The following is a 19787-nucleotide window of genomic DNA, read 5'->3' on the forward strand; positions in this document are numbered from 1 at the left end:
CTTACTTGACGACGAACAGGATCAGGATCGCGACGACGAACGCGATCAGACCCAGAAGCTCGGCGGCGGCGAAGCCGATGAACAGGCGGCCCTGCTGGCCGTCGGCGGCCGACGGGTTACGCAGCGCGCCTTCGAGGAACGAGCCGAACACGTTGCCCACGCCGAGCGCGGCCGCGCCGACGCCGATCGCCGCGAGGCCGGCACCGATGTACATCAAACCATGATCAGTCATTTTAAACTCCCAGAATAATTCACAGCATTGAAAACAGCGACTTAGTGCAGGTGCACCGCGTCATGGAGGTAAAGCGAGGTGAGCAGCGCGAACACATAGGCCTGGATCGCGCAGACCAGCAGCTCAAGCGCCGAAACGCCGAGGATCATCAGGAAGCTGCCGATCCAGACGACGAAGCCGATCGGGCTGCCGCTGAGGCCGGCATTCAGACCCTGGACCGCGAAGCTGCCGAACACTTCGAGCAGGATGTGCCCCGCGGTCATCGCGACGAACAGTCGCAGACCCAGCGAGAACGGACGCACCAAGAACGAGATCAACTCGACCGGAACGATCACCGGCAGCAGCACCAGCGGCGCACCGTGCGGCACGAACAGCGAGAAGAATTTCAGGCCGTGCTTCCAGAAACCGACCGCCAGCACGATGCCGAACGAGAAGAAGGCCAGCACCGCGGTCACCGTGATGTGGCTGGTGACGGCGAAGGTGTGGAGGTGCGGGATGATCGCCAGCGGCAGCACGCCGACCAGATTGGCGAACAGGATGAAGAAGAAAAGCGAGAACATGTACGGCGCGAACTTCTTGCCGCCCTTGCCAATGTTCACGTTGACCATCGAATCGATGAACGAGACCGCGCCTTCAGCCGCCACCTGCCAACGGCCGGGGATCAGCTGGCGCTTCAGCCCGCCCGCCATGAAGACGGCGAGCAGCACGAACACGACGACCATGAACAGCGCCGAGTTGGTGAACGAGACGTCGTAGCCGAAAAGCTTGAGATCGATCAGGTGACCGACCTCGAACTGTTCCATCGGGTTGATGTCGCCGGCCATTATTCGGCACGCTCCTTCGAAATGCGGTAGATGTTGCGGAACGCGACGATGATCGCGAGCGCCAGGAAGACCAGCAGCAGCCACGGGCTGGTGCCGAGCCAGTGATCGAGCGCCCAACCGACGATGCCACCGCCGAGCGGGGCGCCGATCAGCTCCATCAATACGCGCGATCCCTGGCCGTACCCCTTGGACGGTTGCGGCCCGACGCTCGAACGCGCCTCTTCAGCGGCGCGCGCTGCGGCGATCCGGCTGTCGAGGTCAGTATTCTGGCGATCGTCGGCCAAGGCGCTGAAACATCCTGATAAAGAAACGCCGCCACGCTCTGGCAAGCGGGCGACGATCGGGGCAGCGGAAAGGCCACAGCCCCCGTTTGCTGAGCGCGCGTTTAGGAAAGCGGCCGGACCGAGTCAACCGTCCGAAAGGACAAGGTCAGATGCAGCGCGGATCGCGCGCCGGCGCCGCGGCGGTGCGAGTCTGCCAATTGCCCGCGGGATCGCGATATTTCTCGCCCGGTACAGTCTTCAGGATCAGGTTGCACCCGGTGGTGAAGGCCATTTCCTCGACCGTCGAGCCGCTCGCCGCGCTTTTCTGGGTATAGACCGCCTTGCGCTGGATGTTGATCTTGTTGACCAGCGCGACGAGGTCCTTGGTCGGCGCGCCGACCACGCCGAGATAGCCATCGGGCATCTCGCCGATCTGCCCCGCCGAACGTGCGGCGGCATAGGCCGGGTCACGCTCCTGCGCCGCGGCGGGCAGGACCAGGGCGATTGCAGCGCCGAAGAGCAGGGCAGAGGCGGTAAACGTGCGTTTCATCGTCAGAATATCCCCGGATTCTGGTCGATCAGCGCCTTGGCCTGGCCGTCCAGCTTGTACACCACTTGCTGAGTGATGTTGATGTTCAGGTTGATCTCGATCGGTTTGTCGGGTGCCGTCACGTTGACGCACCCGCCCAACAATCCGTTGGCGCACGCCGCGCCGATCAAGAACATCCGTCGCATCGGCCGTCTGGTCGGGTCCAATCGCTTCATCGTCAATCCAATTCGTATCATGGCTTGGTCTCGCTTGCGGGAGGCTGAACGGGTTGATTGGCGTCATTCTGCTGACGGATCAGCGCAGGCAAATTGCGCTTTATCAGCAGCGTGGGGTCGTAAAAGCTCTGCGCCGAATCGAGCAGCGAACGGAATGGCGCGCGGATCTTGACGTTGAACACGAAGGGCAGGCGCTGCAACCGCCGGATCAGGAAGTTGGACTTGGTCCCCTCGCCCTGGCTGACTCCGGCGAAATGCGCTTCGGTAATGACTTCGCCCGCCAGCGGCCCGTTGAGGGTCAAATCGAGGTTGCGATAGCGCAGCGACTTCAGCGCCTGGAACGCCAGATTGCCCCAGGTGCCGACATCCTCCTTGGTCACCTGGCCGACATAAGCGAGCGTGCCGCCACCGGGGCGCACGCGTAGTTCGCCATGCTCGATCCGGCCGCCATTGACGTCGAAGATCATCGGCAAGGTGCCGTCGAACACGCCCGTCGCGTTCAAATTCTTGAAGTTGAATTGCTGCAGAAACTGGGCGGCATCGACGCCGGTCAGGCGGAACGTCAGGTGCCGGCCGCCAGGATCGGCGAAGTCGAGCAAAGTCGGCGCAAGATCGAGGCGCCCGCCGGCGAACGGCCAGCGCGCGTCGGTGACCTGAATGCGCTGGGGCCCCAGCAGCTGATAATGGACCACCCCGTCGCTGACCGCGATGCCGGTGTCGATGGTCTTGACCGTCGCGACCTGATCGGGCGCGGAGACCATCCCCAGCAAATCGGTGAAGCGGATTTCACCCGACAGGCCGGTGACCGGGCCGAACGCGGCGGCAAGATAAGTGTTGTGCGTGCGGAACACCCCGTTGCTGGTCACCGCCTGGCGGGTCCAGGCGATATGGCCCTGGCCGGTCACCGTCCCCGCGACATCGGCGATCACGCCTTCGGTCAGCGGAGTCAGCGCGTCGGGCTGGAAGGCCTTGGTGAAGGTCAGCCCGGTAACGTCGAGTTCGGCCGAGCCCGCGCCGCTCGACAGATCGTGCGCAATCGTGACATCCGCGACCTTAACCGCGCCATTGGTCGTGGTCAGCTTTCCGGTCGCGGCGATGCGATTGTCAGCAAGTGTCAGCGAAACGTCGCGGCCGGCAAGTTGCTTGAAGCGCGGATCGTGCGCGGCATCGGCCACCGTCACCGTCCCGCCGACCAGCAGCCGGCCATTGTCCATCCGCCACGTCCCCACCGCTTGTGACAGGATCAGCGGCACCGCGCCGATCTGGCCGCCAGCATCGTCGAATGTGCCGCCGACCGATTGACCGAAGCTGCCATCCAGCTTCACGACGTCGAGCCGGGTCAAGCGATCGGGCGTACCGAGCCGCACTGCCAGCCGATCGAGCAGGAAGCGGCGCTCGCCAAGCCGCAAGGTCGCCTGGGCCGCGGCAACGGCTAGCGGGTTGCCACCCAAGGCACCGTTGAGCCGGAGGTCGCGCGCCACCGCGCCGCCGCCGATCCGCTCGCCTGCGATCCGCAGCATCGCGCCGTCGACGGGGCAAAGCTGGGTGCGGAAACCCCGCGCATCCAGGCCTGAGAGCCGCAGCCGGGCGATCGCCACCGGGGCACACCCCGGATTGATCGCCAGGTTGCCGCGTCCGTCCCATTGCGCTGCTAGCGGCACGCGAAGCGCATCCACCGCGCCGCCGGGGAGCGGGCCGGACATGGTCACTTCGCTGTCGATCCGCGTCCGCCCGTCGAGCCCGGCACTGAACCGTACCGGCGCGAGCGCCAGGCGCGCGCCGCCGGCTTCGTACGGCTCCATCGTCGCGGTACCGGTGATCGGGGCGCCGGCGCGTTGCTGATCGAGATGCGCGACGAGGTCGGGCAACCCGCCGCCGCCCGCGACGAGATCGCCGCGCAAGACCGCGCCGCCGTTCGGCCAGACGAACTGCGCGCCGTCGCGGCTGGTCAGCGTGACGCTGGCGCCGCTATCGGCGACCGCGAGCAGTCGGGAGAGCTTGACCGCCCCGCGCCCGCCATCGGTCACCGCCGACATTTCGGCGGTCAGCGCGAAATCGCGCGCTGCATTGTCCAGAGCCCGGGCCAAATGCGCGGCCAGCGGCGCGACAGGCGTACCGGCACCCGCCGATCCCAGCGAGGCGAAGCGCGCGCGCATCGTGGCGGGCAGCGCCGCTTTGCCGACCTGTACCTTGCCGGTGAACGCGCCTTTGGCGTCGGCATAGCGATAGGCGCCGTCGATCACCGCGGCTCGCCCCGCGATGCCGTCGCCGCTCAGTCGGTCGGCGGTCAGCCGTACCTTGCCCTGGATATCCCGCGCGGTACCCGCGAAGCCGATGGATCCGGCCATCGTCTCGACGGCCAGAGATGGACCGGCCGCCCGATCGGCAGCGACATCGGCATGGCCGTTCCAGCGATCGAAGCCGGGCGCGACCGCGGCGACGATATCGGACCGGAAACGGGTAACTCCATTGCCGCCACAGCTCGCCTCGCCGGCGCGTACCGGCCCGCGCAGGTGGATCGCGTCGGACCAGATGTCGACGCGCAACGCGGCGACCGCCTTGTCGACGACGCACGAGCCGCTCGCGATCTGCTCGCTGATCGCCGCGATCTGGCCGCGGAATCCGCCGTCGAGTCGGCCGCTGCCCGATGCCTTGATCCCGACCACGCCCTGCGGCGATTCCAGCCGCATCCGGCCGTCCTGAAGCTCGAGCCCGATCGCCGGCAGTCGAAAGGCGCCGCCTGCCCCCTTGGGAATCAGGCGGTCGAGCGACCCCAGCGATAAAGTGCCGTCGACGATCCGTGCGCGCATTCGCACATGGCCGGCACGGACGCCGGTCATATGCGCGCCGCCGAAATCGACCGAAGTCTGCACTTCGACCCAATCGGCGACCAGGTCGGGATGGGCGGGATCGCCGATGACGATATTGGTCAGGCGCTGATGGCCGAGCGCCATGTCCTCGATCGTGTAGCGTGCCGGCACCTTGGCTCGCGACAAGGCATTGTCGATGAAATGCTCGGCGACCGGCTTGCGCACCAGCCACAGCCCGGCGAGCACGACCAGCAACAGCGCGAGCGCGACGCCGAGCCCGAACCGGATGCGACCCCCGCGCGACGGGCGGGCAATATCTGGCTCGCTCTCGGTCATCGACACCCTGTTATCGTCATTACTGGCGACGCTACACGCCACGACGGCTTCAGGGCAATTGCGCAGCCCCTTGTCGCCGATTAACCCGTAACGGATGGGGGACGTTCCGGAACCGGATCATCTTGGTCACCGCGCGCGGTTGCGGCAGCGCCTGCTTGCCGATGCCGACGGGCTGCTCGACCATGAATTGATCGAATATCTGCTCGCGCTTGCCATCCCGCGGCGCGACACCAAACCGCTGGCTTATGCCTTGCTGCGCGAATTCGGCGGGATCGCCGGCCTGCTGACCGCCGCCCCCGAGGAACTCGCGCGGGTCAAGGGCATGGGCGAGACCTCGGTCGCCGCGCTCAAGATCGCGCAGGCGACGGCGCTGCGCCTGCTAAAGGCGGAGATTGCGGAGAAGCCGTTGCTGTCGAACTGGCAAGCGGTGCTCGACTACCTCCGCGCCGACATGGCGCATCACGGCAACGAACGCGTCCGTGTGTTGCACTTGAACACGCGCAACATGCTGATCCGCGACGAGCTGATGAACGAAGGCTCGATCGACGAGGCCCCGGTCTATGTCCGCGAAGTCATCCGCCGCGCGATCGACCTGAAGTCCGCATCGATCATCCTGGTCCACAACCACCCCTCGGGTGATCCCTCGCCGAGCCGCGCCGATATCGACCTGACGCGCGCGGTGGTCGAGGCGGGCAAGAAGATGGGGATCGCGGTGCACGATCATATCATCGTGGGGACCAAGGGGTTTGTGAGTTTGCGGGGTCAGGGGCTGATTTAGAGCAGACGACGCGACACCCGCCTGAATTAGGTGTCCGTGGTGACCTCATCCCAATCCAGCCCGCCGTAACCGATCACCCAGTTTATCGCGTGGTGGCGCTCCTGGATGATCTCCAGGTCGACGTTCTGTGCGGGCGGACGCTCGTCAATTTGCGCATCCCTTGCCTCCCAATGAAGGCCCATCGTTTCATCTGCCATCGCAATTAATTCTGCGGGCGATCGTAGTCGCGCTGTTGCAACGAATTCCGGCACGGTGACTTCGGCAAACGGGGGCAGCACGTCCTGAAAGACCGATAGGTCGCATTGCTCATCAGGCGGCGGGAGCTGGTCTAATTGCCCGAGCGCCCAAACGATCATAACCAAGCGTTCAGACAGCCAACTTGCGTTGACCAGTTGTTGATGGGTCGGGCTCGGCGTGTCGATGAAGCCGATCTCGGATGGCGCGAGCTTCCCCCACAAATCGTGTTCGGAAAGCCACGCGGTAATTTCCGAACGATCGGCGCCCGCCGCCAGCCCGGTAATGCAGAACAGTATAAGGGCTCGATAAGCGACATCATTCGCCGATCGAATTTCTTCGATAATGCGTTCTTCAGCCATCTCTGGACAATATCCTCGCGTTGAGCCCGCGCAACGGCAGGTCGTCATTCCCAGCCCCGAGCTATGCTGCGGTTTTCGACGACGAATCCTATTTACTTAGCGCGACCTCCGTTGACAGCCCCGGTCGCGTCCACAATACTCCCACATAGAGCGCATCTGGAGCGCCTCCTGTCCGCGGCAAGGGAGCTTCTCCCATCCAGCTGAGAACGATACTTACGAACCCTTCTTCCGGCCTTTCGTAAGCGGACGTCTGGCATTTGGAAGGAAGGTTTCCGATGCGCCGTACGCTCACGCCGAAGACCAATCTCGATACCCTGCGCAAGGACGCGAAGCGCTGGCTGAAAGCCATTCGCGCGGGTGATGCCGCCGCGATCGCGCGGCTGCGCGAATCCGGGATGAAGCTCTCAGCCGATCCCGGGTTGCGTGACGCCCACCAGGCTCTGGCGATCGAATATGGCTGCGAAAACTGGGTCGCGCTCAAGGCGGCGATCGCCGATCTGGCGCTCGATCGTCAGAGCTATGCCGAACGGCTCGACCAGGTGTTGCGGCATGGCTGGGATGGCGATCCTGCGGTCGCGCGGCGGATCGTCGATCGCCACCCCGTCATCGCTCGCGACAGCCTGTTCACGGCGGCCACGTGCGGCGATGTCGAGGAGGTCGAGCGGCGGTTGGCGCGCGATCCCGGTGCGGCGATCGCGGCGGGTGGGCCGAAAGATTGGAGCGCGCTCGCTTATGTCGTCTATGGCCGGCTCGATCCCGTCAACGGCGTGGCCATCGCGCGGTTGTTGCTGGCGGCGGGCGCCGACCCGAATTTCTCGTTCAACGACGGCTGGGACAATTCCTTCACCCTGGTGACCGGCGCGATCGGCCTGGGCGAAGGTGCCAAGCCGAGCCATCCCCAGGCCGCCGAGCTGGTCGACTTGCTGGTCGCCGCCGGCGCGTCGCCTTTCGACACGCAGGCGCTCTATAACATCTCGATCGTCGGGTCGGACGCCTATTGGTACGATCTGTTGTGGCGGCATTGCGAGGCGCAGGGCGTGACCGATCGCTGGCGCGACGCGGTCAGCTATCGCATCGGCGGGAACCGGCCGCTCAATCCGCTCGACTATCTGCTCGGCAACGCCGTCGGCCAGAACCATCTGGAGCGCGCCGAGTGGCTGCTGGGGCGTGGCGCCAACCCCGATACCCCGCATGCTTATACCGGACAGCCGGTCCATGCGCTGGCGCAACTGTCCGGGTTCGTCGACATGGCCGTCTTGCTCGAACGTCATGGCGCCGCCCCGGTCGCGCTGAGCGGAGCGCAGGCGTTTCGGGCGGCGTGCCTGCGCGGCGACGAAGCGAACGCGCGGGCGCTGCTCGCGGCCGACCCGCGGCTGGTGGCCAATCCGGCGCTGTTGCTGGCGGCTGCCGAGTTCGGCAATGCGCCGGCCATCGCGCTGTTGCTCGCGCTGGGCGCCAATGTGGGCGGATGCGACCATGAGGGTATCAGCCCCCTGCACCGCGCGGTGCAGTCGGGATCGCTGGAGGCCGCTAACCTGCTGATCGCCGCGGGTGCCGAGATCGACCGCCGAGAGCGCAAGTGGAACGGAACACCGCTCAGTTGGGCGGTGGTGCTCGGGCGGCCGCGAATGGTCGAGATGCTCGCGCCGTTGAGCCGCGACCTTTGGCCGCTGGTCCGTCTCGGCCTGAGCGAGCGGCTCGATACCGTTCTTGGCGCCGAACCCGATCTCGCCAATAAAGTGCGCGCGCAAGACGATAGCCCGACGCCGCTGTTCAATCTGCCCGAGGATGAGGACAAAGCGGTCGACGTCGCCCGCGTGCTGCTGCGCCATGGCGCCGATCCGCGGATCCGCAACAAAAGAGGCGAGACCGCGATCGATGCAGCACGGCGGCGCGATCTCGACGAAGCGGCGGACGTGATGGAAAGCTGGCGCCATGACGCCTGAACGACCGGTGTTGCCGCTGCGCATCGTGGTCGAACACCCTGTGCCCGGCGTCGCGCTCGCGCTGCAGCGCGGCGCCAGCGCCAAGGCGACATTGGTCGGGCCGGTTCATGTTTCGACCGACGCGCACGTGTTCGATTTCGAGGTGACGCTCGACGGCAGCACTGCCGCCGGCGAGCCGCGCCTGCTTGGGCCGTTCGTCCAGGGGCCGCCGGCCGCGCGGTTCGTCTATATCACTATCGGCGCGAGCGCGGGGCAGATCGGGTCGCCATGGCAGCGCCGCGCCAAGGTGCCGCTGGGAGCGATCGACTGGCAATCGATCGAGACGCTAGCGCCGGGCGAACGCCTGACCGCGCATATCGCCGGCACCGCGCGCGACGGCAGCCCGGCCTGCGCGACCGTGCCGATCCTGCCGCCGGGTTGGGTGGTTAGGCGATCTTCTGAGCCCGGATGACTTTGAAATTGTCCTTGCTGATGGTTAGCCGCACTAACTGCCCTCGCCCCGGCGGCGGCACGATGTCGACGACCCAGCCATCGGCGACGCTCTCATAGTGGTAATATTCGTGCGGACCGGGCGTCCGGCAATCACTCGCCATGCCGCGCTTGATCGCGAACTGCTGAGCCACCGAAACCACGCGCTTCAGGCTCGCAAGCGAGGGTTGCGGGGGCTGGGACCGAGAGCAGCCGGCTCCCGTCAACATCATCGCGAGAAGTAGCAACCGCTGCATATATCAGATATGAGATCACATAACATCATTTCGCGCAAGCCCGATTGCGCTGGAATCGCATACACCTAGCCTCGCCCGTCATGCCGGCCTTGTGCCGGCATCCACCGGGCAGCACATCCAACACCTGAGGTTTGCAGCGCTGTGGATGCCGGCACAGGGCCGGCATGACGGCAAAAGCCTATTGCGAGCGTTCAGCGTGGCTCGGGTCGATCCGCGACCAGCTTCAGCCAGGGCGTCGTGTGGAAGACGCTCATCAGCAGGTACATCGGCACCATGCCGCTCAGCGGGAAACCGGCCGTCGCCGAGCATAGCGCGATCGGACCGCCGTCAAGGCTCGTGAGTAGCGCCATCGCCGCGAAGGTCGGCGATGCCGCCAGACCGAGCAATTTGGCCAGCCCGGCACCACCGACCGGCCCGGCGGCGATCACGCCTGGCCCTCGTTGCGGAACGCCGCCTCGCCGGCTTCGGACACTTCGACCCATTTGGGATCGGGCGCGGCCTGCTCGGCCTCGTAATTGTCGTGCCAGTTCCACCATTTATACGGCGGCGTCTGTGGATAGCCCTCGGGCGAATCCTCCCAGCTTTCCTGGCGGCCGAGCGGGGTTATGTCGAGATAGGACCAGGTCGTGCCCATCGCCTCGTCGCCGCGATTGTTGATGTAATAGGTGCGGAAGATCTGCCCGTCCTCGCGAATAAAGACGTTGTGGCCGTGCCATTCGTCGACGCCGAAATCCGCGTCGAAACTGTCGGTGATCGTGTACCAGGGCATGTCCCAGCCCATCCGCGCCTTCAGCCGCGCGATATCGGCCTGCGGTGCGCGCGAGGCGTACGCCAGCGTCGTGTCGCGCGCATTGAGATGCGCGAGATGCGCGACCTGATCGGCGCCGAACGAGCAGCCGCGACAGCCATGGTCGGGCCAGCCGAACACGCCGGGCTCGAAAAAGGCGCGATAGACGATCAGTTGGCGCCGCCCCTCGAATAGATCGAGCAGGCTCATCGCGCCATCGGGTCCGTCGAAGCGATAATCCTTGTCGACCAGCATCCACGGCATCCGCCGGCGCTCTGCGGCGAGAGCGTCGCGGGCGCGGGTGAACGTCTTCTCCTTGACCAGCATGCGCTCCCACGCCGCAGTCCATTCGGATGCCGACACCGTCGGCGGGCGGTTCTCAAGCTTGCCGTCCTGTTGCATGACATTCCTCCTGATCGGAAAGGCTCGCGCTCAACGCGCCTTGGTCGATGCCTCTTCCTCGGTCACCGCACCTATCCGGCCGATAACCTGGCTCCAGCCGCCGCTCATGTTGCGATAGGCGGTCTCGTTGCGCGGCAGGACGAAGCCCGAATGGACGACGCGCAACCGGGTGCCGCCATCGACCTTTTCGAGGGTGAAGGTGACGATTGTGTCGAGCCGCGATCCGTAGCCGACATTCGCCTCGTCGCCGCCCTTCCACGAATAAGCCAGGCGTTCGCCCGGCACGACCTCGAGCACTTCGCACTGGATCGTTCCGTCCCAGGCACCAGCGGGAGAGGTCTTATAGGTGAAGCGGTTGCCGACGACCGGTTCGTATCCGGTCGGCGTCATGTTGAGCCAGCGCGCCATCATCGCGCTGGTCGCCAGTGTCTTCCACACCATCTCAGGCGCATGCGGAAACACCTCGTCGACCACGATTTCTCGCGCGTCGGCGTGCAGGACGGTGTCGGTCACGGGTCGATCTCCTTGAGCAAATCATGCAGACTGGCGAGGCGGTCGCGCCAGAAGGCGTCGTAATAGCTCAGCCAGTCGAACAGCGGCGCGAGCCCATCCGGCGTCGCGCGATAGAAGACGTTCCGCCCCTGCGGACGCTCGGCGACGAGTCCGGCGAGCTTCAGCGATTTGAGATGCTGCGAAACCGCGCCCTGGGTCACACCGCTGGCGCGCGTCAAATCGGCCACATTGACCTCTCCGCGGCGCGCGACCTGCTCGAAGACGGCCCGGCGGGTCGGATCGGACAGCGCGCGCATCACGGCGTCAACGGGAATGGCGGATAACATGCGAATCAATTAGCTAATGCTAATCAATTAGTCAATACTAATGCGTTTGAGGTGCCCCATCGGAAAGGCGGCACACCAAAAAGGGCCGCCGCGCCAAGGGCAACACGCGGCGGCCCTCTCTATGGGCGTCGTCGGAGTTAAATTACGACGCCTTTTGACCCGAGCCCTGCGAGAGGAAATTGGTCAGCTCATCCTTCGACACCGACTTGGACTTGTCCGTATCGGCCTGCGTGAAGGCCTGGGCGACCCAGCTCTTGTTCGCGGCATCGTCCTTCAACGACGGATCGGCCTTGGTGCGCAACGCGGTCATCCACGCGCCGAACTCGGCCTTGCTCAGCGAGCCGTTCTTGTTCTTGTCATAGGTGCCGAACTCGCCATTGACGACATCGGCGACCTGCGCGCCCGGATTGGCCGGCGTAGCCGCCGCGGTGGCGCTGTCGGCCGGAGCCGGATTGGCCGCCTGAGCGTTAGGGGCAGGCGCGGTCGGCGCCGGCGCCGTTTGCGGCTGAGCATCGGCGGTGGTCGGCGCCGGCGGCGTGGCTGGCACAGCAGCGGTCGGAGCCGGAGTCGTTTGCGGCGCCGGAGCGGTAGCGGCCGGCGCGGCTGGGACCGGCGCAGTCTGTGGCTGCGCAGGCGATGCATTAGTATCCGGCTGCGGCGTTGCAGTCTGCGTCTGGTTCTGTGCTAATGCAGGCACAGAAATAACGAACGCGCTAGCCAATAATACATGTTTCAGCATGGTATATCTCCTTGCTATTTGAACCTAGTCATGCGACGAAATTTTCATCGCTCCATATGAACTGTTCAATATAGAACATTCAACTTTCGATATGGGTCCGAAATCACCGATGTAAAGGATCTATTCGTCGCACCCTTGGCGCGATTCGGCACGGAGTCGTGCCCCGCTTGCGACGAGCCGACTCACGATTTTCGGGAACCGTCACTTTCACACCACATGCTGGACCGGTGATCGCTGCGCGCGCATGATTGGTGCGATCGGTGGGGACGGAACATGATCGATCGGCGGTCACTGATAGCGGGATTGGGCACCAGCCTTGCCTTGCCGGGCATTGCGCTGTCGCGGACGCCGCGCACCGCAACGCAGCTCCTCGCCGCGGCACGGCGACAGATCGGCGTGACTGTCGCTTACGACGCCGGCTATAGCGTGATCGGCTTTCCCGGCGGCGACGTGCCGCGCGGTAAGGGAGTCTGCACCGACGTCGTCGTGCGCGCCTATCGCGACGCCTTCGGGCTCGATCTACAGGCGCTGGTCAACGCCGATATGCGGGGTGCGTTCGGCGCCTATCCGCGGAATTGGGGCCTGCGCGGCCCAGACCGCAATATCGACCATCGCCGCGTTCCCAATCTGGCGACTTGGTTCACGCGGCATGGCGCCCGGCTGGCCCTGCCGGGGGATCCGTGGGGCTGGCGTCCCGGCGACATCTTCACCTCGCTGGTCGACAGACGCGGCACGCATATCGGCTTCGTCTCGGACCGCCGCGGCCGCCAGGGATGGCAGATCATCCACAATATCGGCGGCGGGGCGCGGGAAGAGGATGCGCTGTTCGACTGGCCGCTCACCGGACGCTATCGCTGGGGGATCGCCTGAAAGACGATTGAGGGGCGCGCATGCGCTTGCTATCGGCGCCGGCATCCCCCGCCGCTCCCATTCGAAAGGCCCTCCATGGTCCCGCGCTATTCCCGTCCCGACATGACCGCGATCTGGGCCCCGGAGGAGCGCTTCAAGATCTGGTTCGAGATCGAGGCGCACGCGACCGACGCGCTGGCCGATCTCGGCGTGGTGCCGAAGGAAGCGGCCGCCGCTCTGTGGGCATGGTGGGCAACCAATCCCAAGATCGACGTGGCGGCGATCGACGCGATCGAGGCAGTGACCAAGCACGACGTCATCGCCTTCCTGACCTGGGTAGCGGAAAATGTCGGGGATGAAGCGCGGTTCATGCATCAGGGCATGACCTCGTCCGACGTGCTCGACACGTGTCTGGCGGTGCAGTTGGCGCGGGCATCGGATATCCTGCTCGCCGATATCGACGCATTGCTGGTCGTGCTGAAGCGTCGCGCGGAGGAGCACAAGCTGACCCCGACGATCGGGCGCAGCCACGGCATTCACGCCGAGCCGGTGACGTTCGGGCTGAAGCTGGCCGAGGCTTATGCCGAGTTTTCGCGCAACCGCGAACGGTTGGCCGCTGCGCGCAAGGATATCGCGACCTGCGCGATTTCGGGCGCGGTCGGCACGTTCGCCAATATCGATCCGCGCGTCGAGGCGCATGTCGCCGAGAAGCTCGGCCTCGCGATCGAACCGGTCTCGACCCAGGTCATCCCGCGCGACCGACACGCGATGTTCTTCGCGACGCTAGGGGTGATCGCCTCGTCGATCGAGCGGCTGGCGGTCGAGATCCGGCACTTGCAGCGCACCGAAGTGCTCGAGGCGGAGGAATATTTCTCGCCGGGGCAAAAGGGCTCGTCCGCGATGCCGCACAAGCGCAACCCGGTGCTGACCGAGAATCTGACCGGTCTCGCCCGCATGATCCGCAGCGCGGCGATCCCGGCGATGGAGAATGTCGCGCTCTGGCATGAACGCGACATCAGCCATTCGTCGGTCGAGCGCTATATTGCCCCCGACGCCACCATCACACTCGACTTCGCGCTGGCGCGGCTGACCGGGGTGGTCGACAAGCTCCTCATCTATCCGGCGCGAATGGAGAAGAACCTCAACAAGATGGGCGGTCTGGTCCATTCGCAGCGCGTACTGCTGGCGCTGACCCAGGCCGGTGTCAGCCGCGAGGATGCCTATCGGCTGGTTCAGCGCAACGCGATGAAGGTGTGGGAATCGGATGGCGAATTGTCGCTGCTCGACCTGCTCAAGGCCGATCCCGAGGTGACCGCGGCGCTGTCGCCGGCCGAAATCGAGGATAAGTTCGACCTCGGTTACCACCTCAAGCATGTCGACACGATCTTCGCACGGGTGTTCGCGAACGCCTGACCGTTAGCCGGCTGTGTCTTTGGGGGCACATGCGGATGCAACATGGCAACACAAGTGCAAATGCTGCAACTGCGAAGGCTTGAAATAATATTGCGCGCATACGCAACTATTTCAATATCGCTCCCAGCCGGACTGATCCGGCTCTAAGGAGAAGCAACCATGCGTATCATGGAGATGCTGGCCACCGCTATGGTGAGTGTCGGCAGCCTGGCGCTGGTGGCGGGGGTCCTTTCCCTCTAAACCATCGGCCCACCGCACCCCGTGAAAGTCGGGGGCGGTCAGGCCGGATGGGTGGGCCAGACTGGTCCCGCTAAGAGATTATCCCAGAACTCGGTCTATTTTCGTGCAGCCCCAAGATCGCTATGCCGCGAGTTTTGGTGGGAGGCGCGCGTGAAGAAACCGCAAACGGTCGCCAAGCTGACCGAATTGGGCCGGGTCCAGCTCTCGCGCACGTTCTTCATGCGCGATTTCCTCTATTCCGACATCGCCGAGATCCACGGCTTGGCGAACATCCCCGACGATCCCGATCTGGCGATCGCGGCGGGTACGCGGTTGTGCGAGGAACTGCTCGAGCCGTTGCAGGACGTGTTCGGTCGGGTCGCGATCCGCTCGGCCTATCGCTCGGCCGAGGTCAATCGGCTGGGCAACGCCAAGGGCTATAATTGCGCGTCGAACGAGCGCAGCGCCGCCGGGCATATCTGGGACCAGCGCGATGCCCAGGGAATGATGGGTGCCACCGCGTGTATCGTCGTGCCGCGCTTCGCCAACGAATGGACGGGGCCCGACGACTGGAAACGCATCGCCTGGTGGGTGCACGACCATCTGCCGTATTCGACGATGGAATTCTTTCCCATACGCTGGGCGTTCAACCTGCAATGGCACGAAAAGCCGTTACGGATGATCTACAGCCATATCCCGGATGCGCGGGGGTATCTGACGAAGTCGGGAATGCCGGAACATGACGCGGATCATCGCGAGCTGTGGGAGCCGATTGTTCCTGGCGCTTAAATCCTTCTCCCGGTGGGAGAAGGATAGCGCAGCTTGGCGGCTCGCCGCCTAGCGGAGCTTGGATGAGGGTAGTTTGAGGAGAGAACAGCGCGAGTCCGAGCTTCTGCCCTCACCCTTCCGCCGCTTCGCGGCTCCCTCCCTCTCCCAAAGGGAGAGGGAATCGGAGACTTACCCCCCGACCGCTTTCTTCACCTTCTGGAAGAAACCCTGCGTCTGGGGGCATTCGTCGCCCGTTTCGGTGCAGCGGAATTCCTCGAGCAGTTCGCGCTGCTTGGCGGTCAGCCTGGTCGGGGTTTCGACCGAGATGCGCACGACCAGGTCGCCGCGGCCCTTGCCCTGGAGCACCGGCATGCCGGCGCCACGCTGGCGCACTTCGCGGCCCGATTGCGTGCCGGCCGCGACCTTTACCTCATGCCGCTCGCCATCGAGCCCCGGGATGGTGATCGATCCGCCAAGCGCCGCCGTGGTGAAGCTGATCGGGGCGTGTGCGAACAAAGTCGTGCCCTCGCGCTCGAAGATCGCATGGCGCTTCACATGGAGGAAGATGTAGAGGTCGCCCGCCGGCGCGCCACGTGGCCCGGCTTCGCCTTCGCCGGTCAGGCGCACGCGGGTGCCTTCGTCGACTCCGGCGGGAATGTTGACGGTCAGCGTCTTGGTCTTTTCGACCCGGCCTTCGCCGCGGCACGACGGGCAGGGATCGGCGATCACCTGGCCAGCGCCGTGGCACGACGGACAGGTGCGCTCGACAACGAAGAAGCCCTGTTGCGCGCGCACCTTGCCATGGCCCGCGCACGTACCGCAGGTCTTGGCCGACGTCCCCGGCTTGGCACCCGAGCCGTCGCATGCCTCGCACATCGCGGCGACATCGATGGTGATCGGCTCCGATTTGCCGTGGAACGCCTCTTCCAGGCTGATTTCCATGTCGTAGCGCAGGTCGGCGCCGCGCTGCGGCCGACGCTGGCCGCCACGGCCGCCGCCCATGAACTCGCCGAACACGCTTTCGAAAATGTCGGAAAAACCCGAGAAATCGTTGCCGCCGCCGAACCCGCCGGGACCGCCGCCCTGCTGGAACGCGGCGTGACCGAAGCGATCATACGCCGCGCGCTTCTGTGGGTCCTTCAGGCAGTCATAGGCGGCGCTCACCGCCTTGAACTTCGCCTCGTGGTCCTTGCAGCCCCCGTTCTTGTCGGGGTGGTATTTCATCGCGAGCTTGCGGTACGCCGACTTGATCGTCGCGTCGTCAGCGTCGCGCTCGACTTCGAGCAGTTCGTAAAAATCTACTTCGGTGGTCATTTACTCGGCCCCCGCCGACTTTCCCCGTCACCCCCGCCTCGGCGGGAGCCCATCTCCTGATCCTGCCTCGGTCGAAGCGAGGGAGATGGGTTCCCGCTTTCGCGGGAATGACGGGTAGAGTCCATCACTTACGCCTTGTGGTCGTCCACTTCGGAGAATTCGGCATCGACCACGTCCTCGCCGCCGGCTTCGCTGCCCGCGGCAGCGCCGTCGGCAGCGGGCGAGGCTTCGGACGCCGCCTGCTTCTCGTAGATCGCCTGGCCGAGCTTCATCGCGACCTGGGCCAGCGCGCTGGCCTTTTCCTTCATCGCCTCGGCATCGCCGCCCTCGACCGCGGTCTTGGCCTCGGCGATCGCCGCCTCGATCTCGGACTTAAGCGCGGCGTCGACCTTGTCGCCATTGTCGGCAAGCTGACGCTCGGTGGTGTGGATCAGGCTTTCGGCGTTGTTCTTCGCCTCGGCCGATTCACGCCGCTTCTTGTCCTCGTCGGCGAAGCGCTCGGCGTCCTTGACCATTTGCTCGATATCGGCGTCCGACAGGCCGCCCGAAGCCTGGATGCGGATCTGCTGCTCCTTGCCGGTGCCCTTGTCCTTGGCACTGACGTTGACGATACCGTTGGCGTCGATGTCGAACGTGACCTCGATCTGCGGCACGCCGCGCGGCGCCGGCGGAATGCCGACCAGGTCGAACTGGCCAAGCAGCTTGTTGTCCGCCGCCATTTCGCGCTCGCCCTGGAACACGCGGATCGTCACCGCCTGCTGATTGTCGTCGGCGGTCGAATAGGTCTGCGACTTCTTGGTCGGGATCGTCGTGTTGCGGTCGATCATCCGGGTGAACACGCCACCCAGCGTCTCGATGCCCAGCGACAGCGGGGTCACGTCGAGCAGCAGCACGTCCTTGACGTCGCCCTGCAGCACGCCGGCCTGGATCGCGGCGCCCATCGCGACGACCTCATCCGGGTTGACGCCGGTATGCGGCTCCTTGCCGAAAAAGTCCTTCACGACCTCACGGACGCGCGGCATGCGGGTCATGCCGCCGACCAGTACCACTTCGCTGATATCCGACGCCTTGACGCCGGCATCGGCCAGCGCCTTCTTGCAAGGATCGAGCGTGCGCTTGATCAGGTCCTCGACCAGCTTTTCCAGGTCGGCGCGGGTGATCGTCTCGACCAGATGGAGCGGAGTCGACGAACCGCCTTCCATGCGCGCGGTGATGAAGGGCAGGTTGACCTCGGTCGTCGCGGCCGAGGACAACTCGATCTTCGCCTTCTCGGCGGCTTCCTTCAGCCGCTGCAGCGCGAGCTTGTCGGTGCGGAGGTCGAGGCCTTCCTTCTTCTTGAACTGGTTGGCCAGGAATTCGACCAGCTTGTTGTCGAAATCCTCACCGCCCAGGAAGGTGTCGCCGTTGGTCGCCTTCACTTCGAACACGCCGTCGCCGATCTCGAGGATCGAGATGTCGAACGTGCCGCCGCCAAGGTCGTAGACCGCGATCGTCTTGCCGTCCTGCTTTTCCAGGCCATAGGCCAGGGCCGCCGCGGTCGGCTCGTTGATGATGCGCAGCACTTCGAGACCCGCAATCTGGCCGGCGTCCTTGGTCGCCTGGCGCTGCGCGTCGTTGAAGTACGCGGGAACGGTGATGACCGCCTGGGTCACCGTCTCACCGAGATACGATTCGGCGGTTTCCTTCATCTTCTGCAGGATGAAGGCCGAAATCTGCGAGGGGCTGTAATCCTGGCCGCCGGCCTGGACCCAGGCGTCGCCATTGCCGCCCTTGACGATATGATACGGGACCAGCTCGGTGTCCTTCTTGGTCACCGGGTCGTCGAAGCGGCGGCCGATCAGGCGCTTCACCGCGAACACCGTATTGTCGGGATTGGTCACTGCCTGGCGCTTGGCCGGCTGGCCGATCAGGCGCTCGCCATCCTTGGCGAAGGCGACGATGGACGGCGTGGTACGCGCGCCTTCCGCATTTTCGATCACCTTGGGCTTGCCGCCTTCCATTACGGCAACGCAGCTGTTGGTCGTACCCAGGTCGATACCGATTACTTTTGCCATTGGTCCTCTGTGGCCCCTCAATCAAAATAAAACCCAGCCCGCGCCCCTCACGAGAGGCGACGCAAGCACCAAATACCCCGGCGATATAGGGGGGGATTCGCTTGCCGCAAGATTGCGTCGTGCCTAGGGATTTCAAGTGTTTCCCAAAGTGGGAGGAAGAAGCAATGAAGTCCGCTCTGCTGCTGGTGCCAGCGATCGCCATTTTGTCGGCCTGTCAGCCGCCGAAAGACGTATCGGCGGACCATGCCTGGGTGCGGCTTGCGGCGGTGCCGTCCAATCCGTCGGCGGCGTATTTCACGCTGACGGGCGGCCCCAAGGACGCGACGCTCACCGGAGTCTCGACGACCGCCGCCGTCCGCAGCGAGATGCATGAGAGCATGAATGCGGGCGGCATGATGTCGATGGCTCCGCTCAAGCTCGTCGCCTTGCGCGCCGGCGGCGAGGTCAAGTTCGCGCCCGGCGGCAAGCACGTCATGCTCTACGGGCTCAAGGCGACCCCCGGCGGCACCGTGCCACTGACCTTCACCTTCGCCGACGGCCACACGGTAACTGCTCCGGCGAAGGTGGTTAGCGCGGGCGACCCAGCGCCGGAATGAGTAACCCATGAGGCAAGAAGTCCGCCCCCTGACCGCCGGCGAGATCGATCTCGCGCGGTCGGTGTTCGGCGATGCCATCGATATCTCGCCGGTGCGCGTGGTGCTCGGCAAATGGGCCTTCTTCCAGCCCCGGAACGTAGTGATGAGCCCGCGCGGCCGGATCCATTTCCATCCGCACGGCACCGCCTATCGCGACGATTTCAGCCATGCCGAATTGGGCGAGCAAGGGCTGTTCGTCCACGAAATGGTGCATATCTGGCAGCATCAATCGGGCATTTTCCTGCCGCTCCGCCGCGTTCCCTGGGCGAGGTACGATTATGCCGTGAAGCCGGGTTGGGATTTGCGCAAATACGGGCTGGAGCAGCAGGCCGAGATCGTACGGCACGCGTTTCTGCTGGGGCACAACGCATTGATCCCGGGCGCGCCGCCCTTGCAGCAGTTGAAGACGATCTTGCCGTTTCGATCGGTGGATGGCGCCCATGGGGCACGGCACGGCTAGCCGTCATTTCCTTCGTCACCCCGGCCTTGTGCC

At 64.9% G+C, this 19787-nt stretch carries 23 protein-coding genes; 8 read left to right on the forward strand and 15 right to left on the reverse strand.

The annotated features are described in order from the left end of the window. Position 1 precedes the first annotated feature (1 nt). From SPR01S_RS06310 to SPR01S_RS06335, 6 genes are all read right to left on the reverse strand, one after another. Positions 2–214 carry a F0F1 ATP synthase subunit C gene (locus SPR01S_RS06310; RefSeq protein ID WP_066586696.1) on the reverse strand — a complete coding sequence of 71 codons (213 nt, stop codon included), beginning with the start codon at positions 212–214 and terminating at the stop codon, positions 2–4. Between the two features lie 59 nt (positions 215–273). Beyond that, on the reverse strand, positions 274–1059 hold the full coding sequence (locus SPR01S_RS06315) for a F0F1 ATP synthase subunit A (RefSeq protein WP_084250996.1): 786 nt from the start codon (positions 1057–1059) through the stop codon (positions 274–276). Continuing rightward, positions 1056–1340, reverse strand: coding sequence for an AtpZ/AtpI family protein (locus tag SPR01S_RS06320; protein WP_066586618.1), 285 nt, complete (start codon positions 1338–1340; stop codon positions 1056–1058). The genes SPR01S_RS06315 and SPR01S_RS06320 overlap by 4 nt, the downstream gene beginning before the upstream one ends. Positions 1341–1485: 145 nt before the next feature. Then, complete coding sequence (locus SPR01S_RS06325) at positions 1486–1869, reverse strand: YdbL family probable chaperone protein (RefSeq protein WP_066586625.1); 384 nt, start codon at positions 1867–1869, stop codon at positions 1486–1488. A gap of 2 nt (positions 1870–1871) precedes the next feature. Continuing rightward, the gene (locus SPR01S_RS06330; protein WP_157081995.1) at positions 1872–2054 is read right to left on the reverse strand and encodes a YnbE family lipoprotein; all 183 of its coding nucleotides are present in this window, start codon (positions 2052–2054) and stop codon (positions 1872–1874) included. A 47-nt stretch (positions 2055–2101) separates the two neighbouring features. Beyond that, positions 2102–5230 carry an intermembrane phospholipid transport YdbH family protein gene (locus SPR01S_RS06335; protein ID WP_066586629.1) on the reverse strand — a complete coding sequence of 1043 codons (3129 nt, stop codon included), beginning with the start codon at positions 5228–5230 and terminating at the stop codon, positions 2102–2104. 94 nt (positions 5231–5324) lie between these two features. On the opposite strand from SPR01S_RS06335, the gene radC reads away from it, so the two are divergent. Next, positions 5325–6008 (forward strand): RadC family protein, encoded by a 684-nt coding sequence (gene radC, locus SPR01S_RS06340; RefSeq protein WP_066586631.1) that lies wholly within the window; start codon positions 5325–5327, stop codon positions 6006–6008. A 26-nt stretch (positions 6009–6034) separates the two neighbouring features. Here radC and SPR01S_RS06345 read toward each other — a convergent pair whose 3' ends face one another. Continuing rightward, positions 6035–6604: a DUF4272 domain-containing protein gene (locus tag SPR01S_RS06345; protein ID WP_066586634.1), complete on the reverse strand. Its 570-nt coding sequence runs from the start codon at positions 6602–6604 to the stop codon at positions 6035–6037. Between the two features lie 275 nt (positions 6605–6879). Between SPR01S_RS06345 and SPR01S_RS06350 the strand changes: the two genes are divergently transcribed. Continuing rightward, positions 6880–8550 (forward strand): ankyrin repeat domain-containing protein, encoded by a 1671-nt coding sequence (locus SPR01S_RS06350; protein ID WP_066586635.1) that lies wholly within the window; start codon positions 6880–6882, stop codon positions 8548–8550. After that, complete coding sequence (locus tag SPR01S_RS06355; RefSeq protein WP_066586638.1) at positions 8540–9001, forward strand: DUF5990 family protein; 462 nt, start codon at positions 8540–8542, stop codon at positions 8999–9001. The genes SPR01S_RS06350 and SPR01S_RS06355 overlap by 11 nt, the downstream gene beginning before the upstream one ends. Here SPR01S_RS06355 and SPR01S_RS06360 read toward each other — a convergent pair. The 6 genes from SPR01S_RS06360 to SPR01S_RS06385 form a co-directional block, all read right to left on the reverse strand. Next, positions 8976–9173 (reverse strand): hypothetical protein, encoded by a 198-nt coding sequence (locus SPR01S_RS06360; RefSeq protein WP_169803384.1) that lies wholly within the window; start codon positions 9171–9173, stop codon positions 8976–8978. The two genes, SPR01S_RS06355 and SPR01S_RS06360, sit on opposite strands and share 26 nt — an antisense overlap. A gap of 293 nt (positions 9174–9466) precedes the next feature. Then, positions 9467–9703 carry a hypothetical protein gene (locus tag SPR01S_RS06365; RefSeq protein WP_066586648.1) on the reverse strand — a complete coding sequence of 79 codons (237 nt, stop codon included), beginning with the start codon at positions 9701–9703 and terminating at the stop codon, positions 9467–9469. Then, positions 9700–10464, reverse strand: coding sequence for a DUF899 domain-containing protein (locus SPR01S_RS06370; RefSeq protein ID WP_066586650.1), 765 nt, complete (start codon positions 10462–10464; stop codon positions 9700–9702). The genes SPR01S_RS06365 and SPR01S_RS06370 overlap by 4 nt, the downstream gene beginning before the upstream one ends. 30 nt (positions 10465–10494) lie before the next feature. Beyond that, complete coding sequence (locus tag SPR01S_RS06375; RefSeq protein WP_066586652.1) at positions 10495–10977, reverse strand: SRPBCC family protein; 483 nt, start codon at positions 10975–10977, stop codon at positions 10495–10497. Next, positions 10974–11303 carry an ArsR/SmtB family transcription factor gene (locus SPR01S_RS06380; RefSeq protein ID WP_066586655.1) on the reverse strand — a complete coding sequence of 110 codons (330 nt, stop codon included), beginning with the start codon at positions 11301–11303 and terminating at the stop codon, positions 10974–10976. The genes SPR01S_RS06375 and SPR01S_RS06380 overlap by 4 nt, the downstream gene beginning before the upstream one ends. A 142-nt stretch (positions 11304–11445) precedes the next feature. Next, on the reverse strand, positions 11446–11850 hold the full coding sequence (locus SPR01S_RS06385; protein ID WP_066586659.1) for an EF-hand domain-containing protein: 405 nt from the start codon (positions 11848–11850) through the stop codon (positions 11446–11448). 465 nt (positions 11851–12315) lie between these two features. Between SPR01S_RS06385 and SPR01S_RS06390 the strand changes: the two genes are divergently transcribed. The 3 genes from SPR01S_RS06390 to SPR01S_RS06400 all read left to right on the forward strand — a co-directional run bounded on the left by SPR01S_RS06390 (position 12316) and on the right by SPR01S_RS06400 (position 15312). After that, the gene (locus SPR01S_RS06390) at positions 12316–12912 is read left to right on the forward strand and encodes a DUF1287 domain-containing protein (RefSeq protein WP_066586662.1); all 597 of its coding nucleotides are present in this window, start codon (positions 12316–12318) and stop codon (positions 12910–12912) included. 75 nt (positions 12913–12987) lie between these two features. Next, positions 12988–14304 carry an adenylosuccinate lyase gene (purB, locus tag SPR01S_RS06395; protein ID WP_066586664.1) on the forward strand — a complete coding sequence of 439 codons (1317 nt, stop codon included), beginning with the start codon at positions 12988–12990 and terminating at the stop codon, positions 14302–14304. Positions 14305–14694: 390 nt separating this feature from the next. Then, on the forward strand, positions 14695–15312 hold the full coding sequence (locus tag SPR01S_RS06400) for a hypothetical protein (protein WP_066586667.1): 618 nt from the start codon (positions 14695–14697) through the stop codon (positions 15310–15312). A 168-nt stretch (positions 15313–15480) separates the two neighbouring features. On the opposite strand, the gene dnaJ is transcribed toward SPR01S_RS06400, so the two are convergent. Together dnaJ and dnaK are read right to left on the reverse strand one after the other, a co-directional pair. Next, positions 15481–16605: a molecular chaperone DnaJ gene (gene dnaJ, locus SPR01S_RS06405; RefSeq protein ID WP_066586670.1), complete on the reverse strand. Its 1125-nt coding sequence runs from the start codon at positions 16603–16605 to the stop codon at positions 15481–15483. Between the two features lie 128 nt (positions 16606–16733). Beyond that, complete coding sequence (gene dnaK, locus SPR01S_RS06410; protein WP_066586672.1) at positions 16734–18659, reverse strand: molecular chaperone DnaK; 1926 nt, start codon at positions 18657–18659, stop codon at positions 16734–16736. A gap of 164 nt (positions 18660–18823) precedes the next feature. On the opposite strand from dnaK, the gene SPR01S_RS06415 reads away from it, so the two are divergent. Next, entirely contained in the window at positions 18824–19255 is a 432-nt protein-coding gene (locus SPR01S_RS06415; protein ID WP_066586674.1) for a copper chaperone PCu(A)C, read from the forward strand. 7 nt (positions 19256–19262) lie between these two features. Next, a complete protein-coding gene (locus tag SPR01S_RS06420; RefSeq protein WP_066586676.1) occupies positions 19263–19754 on the forward strand; it encodes a vgr related protein in 492 nt (163 codons plus the stop codon). Positions 19755–19787: the final 33 nt, after the last annotated feature.

Source organism: Sphingomonas pruni NBRC 15498, assembly GCF_001598455.1.
In the GTDB taxonomy this organism is placed as follows: Bacteria; Pseudomonadota; Alphaproteobacteria; order Sphingomonadales; family Sphingomonadaceae; genus Sphingomonas; species Sphingomonas pruni.